We start from the raw sequence: 12,734 nt of genomic DNA on the forward strand, positions 1-12,734 counted from the left end.
GACGAAAGCTTGAACCGAAATGACCAAGGAAACCATATTCACCAATGCCGCGATCGTGCTCGAGGATGAAATCATCCAGGGCACGGTCCTTGTCCGCGATGGGCTTATTGCCGATATTTCTGAAGGGGCAAGCGCCCATGGCGAGGATTTCGAGGGCGACTATCTGATCCCCGGCCTCGTGGAGTTGCACACTGACCATCTGGAAGGACACTATTCCCCGCGCCCCGGCGTGCGCTGGAACCAGATTGCTGCGGTCCAGGCCCATGATGCCCAGATCGTCACCTCCGGCATCACCACCGTGTTTGACTGCCTGCGCCTCGGCTCTGATGAAGATGGCGGTTTCAAGCAGGGTGAAATGCGCGAGATGGCCGATGCCATTTCAAAGGCCGAGCGAGAAGACCGGCTGCGCGCCCAGCACTTCCTGCATCTGCGCTGTGAGGTTTCGGCAGGCGATGTGCTGGAACATTTCTCCGATTTCGAAGACGACCCGCATGTGAAACTCGCCTCGCTGATGGATCATGCCCCAGGCCAGCGCCAGTTTACCGAGCTCGAACAATATACGCTCTATTACAAGACCAAGCGTGGTCTTTCCGATGAGGCCTTCGACGCCTTCATCAAACGCCGCCAGGAGGCCTCAGCGCTTTATTCAGAAAAGCATCGCCGCTATATTGCCGATCACTGTGCCGCCCGCGCCATCACCGTTGCAAGCCACGATGATGCCACCGAAGCGCATGTGAGCGAGGCGGTTGATCACGGTGTGAAGTTGGCGGAGTTTCCGACCAGTTTCGATGCCGCCCGCGCCTCCCACGGCGCTGGCCTTTCAGTGCTGATGGGCGCGCCGAATGTGGTGCGCGGTAAATCCCATTCCGGCAACATCGCCGCGCGCGATCTCGCAGCAAATGCTGTTCTCGATGTGCTGTCGTCGGATTATGTGCCGCTCAGCCTGATCTATGCCCCCTTCGTGCTGGCCGATGAAGTCGACGGCATCACCTTGCCGCAAGCGCTGAAAATGGTAACAGCAACACCTGCCAAAACCGTCGGCCTGACTGATCGCGGCCGGATCGCGCCGGGCCTTCGTGCCGATATCGTACGGGTCTATCGCCCCGAAGGCGTGCCGGTGACACGCGCCGTATGGCGCGGCGGAAAGCGGGTTGCGTGATGAACCTTGCGACACCGAAGCCTGAAGGCGGACGGGTGATCGTCGTTGTCGGCCCGTCTGGCGCCGGCAAGGACAGTCTGATCAACCGGGCGGCCGTCAGTCTTGCCAACCATGACGGTATCCGCTTCCAGCGCCGTGTGATCACCCGGCCGCGCGATGGCGCGACCGAGGATCATGACAGTGCCACGCCGGACGCCTTCATCGAGATGGCAGAGCGCGGCGCCTTCGCCGTGTCGTGGACCGCCCACGGGCTCCATTACGGCATTCCCGCCGATGCGTGCGATTTCGTCGCCGGAGGCGGCATTGCGATCTGCAACGGATCGCGCAAGGCGCTGCCGCTGTTTCGCGATGCCTTCACGGCGCTGACGGTGATCAATGTGACGGCGACGCCGGATATTCTCGCCGCACGGCTTCAGGCGCGCGGACGGGAAAGCCGGGAGGAGATCCTCAACCGCCTGTCGCGGGCCAATATGGCCGTTCATGGCGATTTTGACGTGATTTCCATCGACAATTCCGGTGACCTCGACACCGCCGCGGCCATGTTCATCACCACGCTCCGCGCTTATCTGCCAAGCTGATTACGAGCGCTGTTTGACCAGCCAGAAAGCCGCGCTCAGTGCCCGGCCGTGGTGGAAAACAGGTTCATCACCACGACACCGCCGACAATCATGGCAATGCCGATCATGCCGGCAAGATCAAGCGGCTGGCGCAGATAGACAACGCTAATGGCCGCCGTCAGCACGATTCCAAGTCCGGCCCATATGGCATAGGCGACCCCGAGCGGAATGGCTTTCAGCGCCTGCGACAGCAGGAAGAAGGCAATGATGTAGAAGACGGCAACGCCAAGCGTCGGCAAAAGCCGGGTAAAACCTTCCGACTTCTGCAAAAGCGTCGAGCCGATCACCTCTGAGATGATGGCAACTGCGAGCGCGCCATAGGCCACCAGAACCGGGTTCATCATCTCTCACCACCTGTCTTGTTTCGCGCTATCAATGCGCCTCATCCCAGTTATCCGCCGCACGGGCATCCACTTTCAGCGGCACCGCCATGGAAATGGCCGGCATGGCGGCATCTTCCATGACCGAGACGACCAGATCGCGGGTCTTCTCGACGGCGTCATTCTTCACTTCGAAGATCAGTTCGTCATGCACCTGCAGCAACATCTCGGCATCATCGGAAAGACCTGCCTTTTCCATTTCCGGCTCGATACGGATCATCGCCCGGCGGATGACATCAGCCGCCGAGCCCTGGATCGGCGCATTGATCGCGGCCCGTTCGTTGAAGCTTCGGACCTGGTGGTTGGAAGAGCTGATTTCCGGATAATGGATACGCCGGCCGAAAATCGTCTCGACATAGCCCTTGTCGCGCGCCTCCTGCTTGGTCGCTTCCATATAATCGCGAATGCCGGGGAACCGCTCGAAATAGCGCTTGATATAATCGCCAGCCTCACCGCGCGCGATCGACAGCTGATTGGCAAGACCGAAGGCGGAAATGCCGTAAATGATACCGAAATTGATCGCCTTGGCGCGGCGGCGCACATCCGGCGGCATCCCCTCGACCGGCACGCCGAACATTTCCGACGCGGTCATCGCATGAATATCGATCCCATCGGCAAAGGCCTGCTTCAGTTGCGGAATGTCGGCAACATGGGCGAGCACCCGCAATTCAATCTGGCTGTAGTCAGCCGACAGAAGCTTGTGCCCCGGCGTAGCGATGAAGGCGGTGCGGATCTTTCGGCCCTCCGCCGTGCGAACCGGAATATTCTGCAGGTTGGGATCAGACGAGGACAGGCGCCCGGTCGTGGTCGCGGCCAGCGAATAGGAGGTGTGGACACGCTTTGTCTCGGGGTTGATAAAGCCCGGCAGCGCATCGGTATAGGTCGATTTCAGCTTGGTGAGCTGGCGCCAGTCTACAATCTTGCGCGGCAGATCATGGCCTTCGGCGGCGAGGTCTTCGAGAACCTGGGCCGAGGTCGACCACTGACCGCTCTTGGTCTTCTTGCCGCCGGGAAGCCCCTGCTTGCCGAACAGGATCTCGCCGAGCTGCTTGGGCGAGCCGACATTGAATTTCTCGCCAGCCAGTGCGTAAATCTCATCTTCGAATGCGGCTGCACGCTGGGCAAGTTCGCCGGAAAGCCGCGACAGGATCTGCCGGTCGATCGAGATGCCGCGTGCTTCCATGCGCGCCAGAACCGGCATCAGCGGCCGTTCCAGCCGCTCATAGACCCGGGTCACGCCTTCCGCCACCAGACGGGGTTTCAGCACCAGCCAGAGCCTCAGCGTCACATCGGCATCTTCCGCAGCATAGGCCGTGGCGCGCGTGATATCGACCATGTCGAAGGTCACCATGGCCTTGCCGGTACCGGCGACCTCTTTATAGGGGATCGGCGTGTGACCGAGAAAACGCTCCGACAGCGCGTCCATGCCATGGCTGCCGTCCCCGGCATCCAGCGCATAGGAGATCAGCATCGTGTCGTCGAAATTCTCGATCCGGATGCCGAGCCGGGCCATGACGAGATAGTCATATTTGAGGTTCTGCGCGATCTTCAGCACAGAGCGGTCCTCAAGCAGATCCTTCAGCACGGCGACCGCATCATCGAACGGGATCTGGCCGTCCACCAGCCCGCCACCGAGCAGGTCGCCCGTGCCGGATTTGTGCGCAAGCGGCACATAGGCCGCGCGGATCAGATCGGCATCGCTCTTGGCCTCAGGGTCATAAAGCGCCAGCGAAAAGCCGACGAGTTCGGCCTGCATCGCATCAAGCGATGTCGTCTCGGTATCAAAGGCGACGAGACCACGTTCCTTCGCCTCGGCCACCCAGAGTTTCAGCGTATCGAGATCACGGATCGCGACATAGCGCTCACGGTCGATGGGCAGGCTGGCGAAACGCTTCATCCGCGCTTCGGCAAAGGCGGAAGGCGTTTCCGCGCCGTCCACTGCCGGTAGGGAGGATGGCTTGCCTGCAGGCGTTTCGCCGCCATTCGCCGATTTTTCCGCAACACCCGGATCGAGATCCGGTCCGTGCGCATCCGCACCCCATTGAACATTGACCTCTGCGGCTTCGATTTCCGCCGCCTCGGTATCGGTCACCTCGGCGACGCGCCGGGTCAGCGAGTTGAACCCCATGGCCTTGAGAAAGGCGACCAGTTTCGGTCCGTCCTGCGCTTCAAGCGCCAGATCGTCGAGCGCGACCGGCACCGGGCAATCGCGCTTCAGCGTCACCAGCTGCCGGGAAATCTTCACCAGATCGCGATTGGCGATGATGTTTTCACGGCGCTTGGTCTGCTTGATGGTCTCGGCCTTTTCAAGCAGCGTATCGAGATCGCCAAACTCTTCCAAAAGCGTTGCCGCCGTCTTCGGCCCGATACCGGGAACGCCGGGGACATTATCGACCGCATCACCTGTCAGCGACTGCAGATCAATCATCTTTTCCGGCGGCACGCCCCATTTCTCGATCACCTCGGCAATGCCGATCTGCTTGTCCTTCATGCCGTCATACATATGCACCTGCGGCCCGACGAGCTGCATCAGATCCTTGTCAGAGGAAATGATCGTGGCCTCGGCACCGGCGGCAACGGCCAGATCGCAATAGGTGGCGATGATATCGTCAGCCTCAAACCCTTCCATCTCGATGCAGGGCAGATTGAAGGCGCGGGTCGCCTCGCGGATCAGCGCGAATTGCGGCACGAGGTCTTCCGGCGGCGGCGGACGATGCGCCTTGTAATCCGGATAGATCTCCTTGCGGAATGTCTGGGAAGAAAAGTCGAAGATCACCGCCAGATGGGTCGGCGTGACACCGACCGAAGTGTCGCGGGCGGCCGTCAAAAGCTTCCAGAGCATGTTGCAGAAGCCGGACACGGCTCCCACTGGCAGGCCGTCTGGCTTACGCGTCAGCGGCGGCAAGGCATGAAAGGCCCGGAAGATGAAACCCGAACCGTCTATCAGGAAAATGTGATCGTTCTTCTTCATGCTGGAAGCCATAACCCGGCCGCCCTCAAAGGTCCATCCGCAAAGCCTTGCGACAGAGGGATTCCCCCTGACAATCAGGATAGGTCTTTGCGATAAAGAAATAAGCATAGATTACTGATTTGTAATCGAACGGGGTAGAATCGTCCCTTGAATCGACACAATTCAAAGTACATTTAGATCTCAGCGGCGATTGATCACGCCGATGCCTGAACGAGGCCCGTCCCCCGCCTCTTCAGACAAGGATAAAGGCTCCATCCCCCCTCTCCGGCCTTTATCCCATAAAACGCCGCCATGGCTCGTCCCCCTCCAGGCCATGGCGGCATTTTCTATTCTTCTCCCCCTCGCTTCGCTTTACCTGACTTTATCTACCGCTGCTTCCGTAGCACGGACTGCCGTTTCAAACCGTGAAAGCGGTTTCCTCGGCCGACAAAAATGCCTATGGTCGGCGCGACGAATCCCGTCTCATCTGGATATGACCGAGGCATGACATGACCGATCTTTCCGCGCTTCTGGCGCGTGCCGACAGCAACCTTCCTTCCAGCCTCGACAAGCTTTTCGAGCTCCTGCGCATTCCCTCGATATCGACCGATCCGGCCTATAAGGCCGATTGCGCCAAGGCAGCGGACTGGCTTGTCGGTGAATTGAAGACGCTGGGCTTTATCGCACGAACCGTTCCCACCGCCGGCCATCCTATGGTGATTGCCGACAGCCCCGAAGCGCCTGAAGGTGCGCCACATGTGCTGTTTTACGGCCATTATGACGTTCAGCCCATTGATCCGATCGATCTGTGGAACGATGACCCCTTCGATCCGAAGGTCAAGGAGGTCGAGCCCGGTCACAAGATCCTGACCGGACGCGGCACCTCCGATGACAAGGGCCAGTTGATGACCTTTCTGCAGGCGCTCAGGGCCTATCGCGAGGAAGGCGAAACGCTGCCGGTCAAGGTCACCATCATGTTCGAGGGTGAGGAAGAATCCGGATCGCCATCGCTTCCGGCCTTCCTGAGAGACCATGCAGACATGATCAAGGCCGATTTCGCGCTTGTCTGCGACACCGGCATGTGGGACCGCGAAACACCCGCCATTGCCGCTTCGCTGCGCGGCCTCGTCGGCGACGAAGTGGTGATCACCGCCGCCGACCGCGATCTGCATTCCGGCTTCTTCGGTGGCGCCGCCGCCAATCCGATCCATATTATCGCCGATATCCTTGCCGGGCTCCACGATGAAACCGGCCGTGTGACGCTGCCGGGCTTTTATGACGGCGTCGAGGAAACCCCGGAACAGATCAAGCAGGGCTGGGCAAGCCTTGGCGAGACCGATCAGCGCTTCCTCGGCGAGATCGGCCTGGCGATCCCCTCCGGCGAAAAGGGCCGTTCCGTGCTGGAACTGACCTGGACCCGGCCGACGGCCGAGGTCAATGGCATTACCGGCGGCTATACCGGCGAAGGCTTCAAGACCGTGATTGCGGCAAAGGCCTCTGCCAAGGTTTCCTTCCGCCTTGTCGGCAGCCAGGATCCGGAAAAGATCCGCGAAAGCTTCCGCGCCTATGTGCAGTCAAAAATCCCCGGCGACTGCTCGGTGACATTCAACCCGCATGGCGGTTCGCCTGCCATTCATCTTGATTATGACGCCCCCTTCCTGAAGAAGGCGCAGATCGCGCTCAGCGACGAATGGCCGAAGCCCGCCGTTGTTATCGGCATGGGGGGGTCTATCCCGATCGTCGGTGATTTCCAGAAGCTGGGCATGGATTCACTGCTGGTCGGCTTCGGGCTCAATGATGACCGCATCCATTCGCCGAACGAGAAATACGAGCTGAATTCCTTCCATAAGGGCATTCGCTCCTGGATCCGCATTCTGGCCGCGCTGGCAGACTGAGACAGCCGGACATTAAAAGCCTTGCAAGGCGGTCGCACCGAAAGGATGCGGCCGCCTTCATCTTGCATTCATCCTGTATGAGCGATTTGTGCACTGCCGATTGCCGGCACGCCTTAACAGGGCCTTAAAGCCGCGCGAGCTATGATCATCGCAGCGGACCAGTGACGAGGATGGATATAAGGCCTTATGGCGGGAAAGAAAAAAGCGCGCACCAAGCACGAACCCTCCCTGTTCGATAATGACAAGACGCCGCCACAGCGGCGCAGCACAGGTTCGGGCAAAGGCAAGAGCAAGAAGAGTAGCGCCCGCCGCAAGACGAGCAGGGGGCCGATCACCCGTACCGCACGGTTTGTGCTCTACTGGGGTGCCATTGCCGCCGTATGGTGTGTGGTCGCCGTTGCCGGCATCGTCATCTATTATGGCGCACAGATGCCTTCGGCCTCGACCTGGGCCATTCCGGACCGCCCGCCCAATGTCAAGATCGTCGCCGTCGACGGTTCGTTGATCGCCAATCGCGGCGTGACCGGTGGCGAAGCCGTGCCGCTTTCGGACATGTCGCCCTATATTCCCGAAGCCATCGTCGCCATCGAAGACAAGCGCTTCTATTCACACTTCGCCATCGATCCGATCGGTCTCGGCCGCGCGCTGGTGACCAACCTGATTTCCGGCCATACCGTGCAGGGCGGTTCGACGCTGACGCAGCAGCTGGCGAAGAACCTGTTCCTGTCCCCCGACCGAACGCTTGAGCGCAAGGTGCAGGAAGTGCTGCTCGCCGTCTGGCTGGAGACCAAGTTCACCAAGGACCAGATCCTCGAACTTTATCTGAACCGCGTCTATTTCGGCTCCGGCGCCTATGGTGTGGAGGCTGCCTCCCAGCGTTATTTCCACAAATCCGCAAGCGATGTCACCCTTGGTGAGGCCGCCCTTCTCGCCGGTCTCGTCAAGGCCCCCTCACGCCTGTCGCCAGCCCATGACCCGAAGGCTGCCGAAGACCGGGCCCAGGTGGTGCTGACGGCCATGCATGATCAGGGCATGATTGACGACGAGGACATGACAGCGGCCATGGCGCGCAAACCGACCAAGGCACCGAGCTACTGGTCCGGCGCGCAGCATTATGCCGCCGACATGGTGATGTCCGATCTGCCCGATCTGATCGGCGATGTGAAGGGCGACATCATTGTCCACACGACCATTGACCCGCATCTGGAAAAGGCCGGCGAAGAGGCGATCCAGAACACGCTCGACAGCAAGGGCCAGAAATACCGCGTCAGCCAGGGTGCTCTGGTAGCGGTCGACGCAACGGGTGCGGTGCGCGCCGTCGTCGGCGGCCGTGATTATGCCAAGAGCCAGTATAACCGCGCGGCGACAGCCAAACGCCAGCCCGGCTCCGCCTTCAAGCCCTTCGTCTACGCCTCGGCGCTGGAAATCGGTGACTGGCCTGATTCGGTGCGCAATGACGCGCCCATCAAGATCGGTGACTGGACGCCGGAAAATTACGAGAAGACCTATGAAGGGCCGATCACGCTGACCGAGGCGCTGGCCCATTCCGTCAATACGATCGCCGCACAGCTGGTGATGGAGGCGGGCCCCGACCATGTGGTCAAGCTTGCCCACCGGCTGGGGATTGAATCCGATATCGCCCCCAATGCCTCAATCGCGCTTGGCACGTCAGAGGTCACGCTGATGGAGCTGACCAGTGCCTATACCGCCTTCATGAATGGCGGTTACAAGGCGACGCCCTATCTCGTCAGCTCAATCGAAACCTCATCGGGGAAATCGCTGTACAAGGCGGATTTCGGCGCCCCGCCGCGTGTGCTCGCCCCGCAAGTGGCGGCCAATATGGACGGTATGCTGATGCATGTCGTCACCGAAGGCACCGGACGCAGGGCCGCCATTGACGGCTGGCAGGTGGCAGGCAAGACCGGCACGACGCAATCCTCCCGCGATGCGCTGTTCATTGGTTTCACCTCCAATCTGACGGCTGGCATCTGGCTTGGCAATGACGACAACAGCCCGATGAAGGGCGTGACGGGTGGTACATTGCCGGCCGAAACCTGGCACAATTTCATGGCGGCGGCCCATAAGGGACTGACACCGAAACCGCTTTATGGCGGCGGCAGGCTGATCGAACCTTCCAGCGCCCCGGCTGTCGCCGGCAATGGCGGCACAACCACGATTACAGATTTTCTCGGGCGGCTGTCCGGCAATGGTCAGCAATCGGCCCCGCCGACGGGCTCTGCATCACAAAATAACCAGGCAATGCCGGTGCCGCCTGGCGATGTCGGCACACAGCAGCCGCAACCGGCCCGGCGTTCAGGCGGCTGGTTGCAGCTTCTGGGAGGCGGTTGAACACCGCTTGCAGCAAGAAAAGCCATGCAAATGCCGTTATCACCCATTGAACGTGCCTTGCAGAGCGTTTTTTCGCTCATTATATAGCGCTCACAACGGTGATTTCGCCGCGTAATCGTTTAAGACCATAGCTCAAGGGGCCATCCATTGAATGCCTGACGGGTTCTGATGGCCTGCTACAAGGAGACAGCGAAAAATGGCAAAAGTAATTGGTATCGACCTCGGAACCACCAACTCCTGCGTCGCCATCATGGATGGCAAGGACGCAAAGGTAATTGAAAATTCTGAAGGCGCCCGCACGACCCCGTCCATGGTCGGTTTTTCCGATGATGGCGAACGTCTCGTCGGACAGCCGGCAAAGCGTCAGGCCGTCACAAACCCGACGAACACGCTGTTTGCCGTCAAGCGCCTGATCGGCCGCCGTTTCGACGACCCGACCGTGACCAAGGACAAGGGCCTGGTTCCCTACAAGATCGTGCGCGGCGACAATGGCGACGCATGGGTTGAAGCCGCTGGCAAGCCCTACTCCCCCTCGCAGATTTCCGCGATGATCCTTCAGAAGATGAAGGAAACCGCAGAAGCCTATCTCGGCGAGAAGGTTGAGCAGGCTGTCATCACGGTTCCCGCCTACTTCAACGACGCCCAGCGTCAGGCCACCAAGGATGCAGGCAGGATTGCCGGCCTTGAAGTGCTGCGCATCATCAACGAGCCGACGGCAGCAGCGCTCGCCTATGGTCTCGACAAGAATGACGGCAAGACCATTGCGGTCTATGACCTTGGCGGCGGTACCTTTGACGTGTCGATCCTCGAAATCGGCGACGGCGTGTTCGAAGTGAAGTCCACCAATGGCGACACCTTCCTTGGTGGTGAAGACTTCGACATGCGACTGGTCGAATATCTGGCTGCCGAGTTCAAGAAGGACAACGGCATTGACCTGACCTCCGACAAGCTGGCCCTTCAGCGCCTGAAGGAAGCCGCAGAAAAGGCCAAGATCGAGCTGTCCTCGTCGCAGCAGACCGAAGTCAACCTGCCCTTCATCACAGCTGATGCTTCCGGCCCGAAGCACCTGACGCTGAAGCTGACCCGCGCGAAATTCGAAAGCCTTGTAGAAGACCTCGTCAAGCGCACCATCAACCCGTGCAAGGCAGCACTGAAGGATGCCGGTGTTTCCGCCAGCGACATCGACGAAGTGGTTCTGGTCGGCGGCATGAGCCGCATGCCCAAGGTTCAGGAAACCGTCAAGCAGCTGTTCGGCAAGGAGCCGCACAAGGGTGTTAACCCGGACGAAGTCGTGGCGCTCGGTGCTGCGATCCAGGGCGGTGTTCTGCAGGGCGACGTCAAGGACGTTCTGCTGCTCGACGTGACCCCGCTGTCGCTCGGCATCGAAACGCTGGGTGGCGTGTTCACCCGCCTGATCGACCGCAACACCACGATCCCGACCAAGAAATCCCAGGTCTTCTCGACCGCCGAGGACAACCAGTCGGCCGTGACGATCCGCGTCTTCCAGGGCGAGCGTGAAATGGCTGCCGACAACAAGATCCTCGGCCAGTTCGACCTCGTCGGCCTGCCGCCGGCACCGCGCGGCGTTCCGCAGATCGAAGTGACCTTCGATATCGACGCCAACGGCATCGTTCAGGTTTCGGCCAAGGACAAGGGTACCGGCAAGGAACAGCAGATCCGTATCCAGGCTTCGGGTGGCCTCTCCGACGCCGACATCGACCAGATGGTCAAGGATGCCGAATCGCACGCCGAGGAAGACAAGAAGCGTCGTGCTGGTGTTGAAGCCAAGAATCAGGCCGAAAGCCTTGTTCACTCCAGCGAGAAGTCGCTGGCAGAACATGGTGACAAGGTTTCCGAAGAAGACCGCAATGCCATCCAGGCTGCGATCGATGCGCTGAAGGAAGCCGTTGCTGCCGAAACGCCGGACGCCGAAGACCTGCAGGCCAAGACCCAGACCCTCATGGAAGCTTCCATGAAGCTTGGCCAGGCGATCTATGAAGCCCAGCAGGCTGATGAAACGGCACAGGCCTCGGCTGACGCCCAGAAGGACGCCGACAGCGATGTTGTCGATGCCGATTTCGAAGATGTCAGCGACGACGACGACAAGAAGAAGTCGGCCTGAGCATCCTGATCTGACAGGATAACATCACATCACTACCAAAAGCCCGGCCGCGCATTCGCGGCCGGACATTCCTATAAAGAGGTTGGGACCTTTATGGCAAAAGCGGATTATTACGAAACGCTCGGCGTCGCCAAGACGGCCGACGAAAAGGAGCTGAAGAGCGCTTTCCGCAAACTTGCAATGAAGTATCACCCGGACAAGAATCCGGACAATCCCGAGGCCGAGAAGAAGTTCAAGGAAATCAACGAAGCCTATGAAACGCTGAAGGACCCGCAAAAGCGCGCGGCCTATGACCGTTTCGGCCATGCCGCCTTTGAAAATGGCGGTCCGGGTGCCGGTGGCTTCGGCGCAGGCGGCTTCTCCGGTGCCGGTGGGTTCTCTGATATTTTCGAAGATATTTTCGGCGAGATGATGGGCGGTGCCCGCGGGCGGCGCTCCTCCGGTGGTCGCGAACGTGGCGCGGATCTGCGCTACAATATGGAAATCACCCTTGAGGAAGCCTTTGAGGGCAAGACGGCACAGATCCGGGTTCCGACCTCGATCGTCTGTGACGAATGTTCGGGCTCCGGCGCCAAGCCCGGCACCAAGCCCACCACCTGCCCGACCTGTCATGGCGCAGGCCGCGTGCGCGCGGCTCAGGGCTTTTTCTCCGTCGAGCGCACCTGCCCGACCTGCCACGGACGTGGTGAAACCATTTCCGACCCCTGCCCCAAATGCCGCGGCGAAGGCCGTGTGATGCAGGAACGCTCGCTGTCGGTGAACATTCCGGCCGGTATTGAAGACGGGACCCGCATCCGCCTTCAGGGCGAAGGTGAAGCGGGCCTGCGTAGCGGCCCCTCGGGCGATCTCTATATATTTCTCTCCGTCACCCCCCATCCCTTCTTCCAGCGGGATGGCGCCGATCTGCATTGCGTGATCCCGATCTCCATGACCCAGGCGGCCCTTGGCGGCAAATTCGAGGTGACCACGCTTGATGGCGCGAAGTCCCGCGTCGCCGTGCCGGAAGGTACCCAGACCGGCAAGCAGTTCCGCCTGAAGGGCAAGGGCATGCCGGTGTTGCGCTCGTCACAGCGCGGCGACCTTTACATTCAGGTCCGCGTCGAGACGCCGCAAAAGCTGACCAAGCGCCAGCGCGAGCTTATGGAGGAATTCGCTGAAATCTCCTCCAGCGAAAACAGCCCGGAATCAAACGGCTTCTTCGCCCGGATGAAGGACTTCTTCGGAACGGAATAAATAGTCGCCTCGCCTGCAGCCATATCTGC

The 12,734-nt window shown here is 60.2% G+C and carries 8 protein-coding genes; 6 read left to right on the top strand and 2 right to left on the bottom strand.

Features of this window, described 5'->3' with window-relative positions; translation table 11 throughout:
• Positions 1-19 precede the first annotated feature (19 nt).
• Together FJU08_RS04890 and phnN are read left to right on the top strand one after the other, a co-directional pair.
• Complete coding sequence (locus FJU08_RS04890) at positions 20-1,159, top strand: alpha-D-ribose 1-methylphosphonate 5-triphosphate diphosphatase (protein ID WP_141147859.1); 1,140 nt, start codon at positions 20-22, stop codon at positions 1,157-1,159.
• On the top strand, positions 1,159-1,737 hold the full coding sequence (phnN, locus tag FJU08_RS04895; protein WP_181409749.1) for a phosphonate metabolism protein/1,5-bisphosphokinase (PRPP-forming) PhnN: 579 nt from the start codon (positions 1,159-1,161) through the stop codon (positions 1,735-1,737). Before FJU08_RS04890 ends, phnN begins: the two co-directional genes overlap by 1 nt.
• A 35-nt stretch (positions 1,738-1,772) precedes the next feature.
• On the opposite strand, the gene FJU08_RS04900 is transcribed toward phnN, so the two are convergent.
• Positions 1,773-2,117, bottom strand: coding sequence for a DMT family transporter (locus FJU08_RS04900; protein ID WP_141148136.1), 345 nt, complete (start codon positions 2,115-2,117; stop codon positions 1,773-1,775).
• Between the two features lie 31 nt (positions 2,118-2,148).
• On the bottom strand, positions 2,149-5,139 hold the full coding sequence (polA, locus tag FJU08_RS04905; RefSeq protein ID WP_407943677.1) for a DNA polymerase I: 2,991 nt from the start codon (positions 5,137-5,139) through the stop codon (positions 2,149-2,151).
• 476 nt (positions 5,140-5,615) lie between these two features.
• On the opposite strand from polA, the gene FJU08_RS04910 reads away from it, so the two are divergent.
• The 4 genes from FJU08_RS04910 (at position 5,616) to dnaJ (ending at position 12,705) form a co-directional block, all read left to right on the top strand.
• Positions 5,616-7,001, top strand: coding sequence for a M20/M25/M40 family metallo-hydrolase (locus tag FJU08_RS04910; RefSeq protein ID WP_141147861.1), 1,386 nt, complete (start codon positions 5,616-5,618; stop codon positions 6,999-7,001).
• 186 nt (positions 7,002-7,187) lie between these two features.
• On the top strand, positions 7,188-9,350 hold the full coding sequence (locus FJU08_RS04915; protein WP_141147862.1) for a transglycosylase domain-containing protein: 2,163 nt from the start codon (positions 7,188-7,190) through the stop codon (positions 9,348-9,350).
• 196 nt (positions 9,351-9,546) lie between these two features.
• Positions 9,547-11,472, top strand: a complete 1,926-nt coding sequence (dnaK, locus tag FJU08_RS04920) for a molecular chaperone DnaK (RefSeq protein WP_141147863.1) — start codon at positions 9,547-9,549, stop codon at positions 11,470-11,472.
• A gap of 93 nt (positions 11,473-11,565) precedes the next feature.
• A complete protein-coding gene (gene dnaJ, locus FJU08_RS04925) occupies positions 11,566-12,705 on the top strand; it encodes a molecular chaperone DnaJ (protein ID WP_141147864.1) in 1,140 nt (379 codons plus the stop codon).
• Positions 12,706-12,734: the final 29 nt, after the last annotated feature.

The sequence above is a fragment of the Martelella alba genome (genome assembly GCF_006516955.1).
Classification (GTDB): domain Bacteria; phylum Pseudomonadota; class Alphaproteobacteria; order Rhizobiales; family Rhizobiaceae; genus Martelella; species Martelella alba.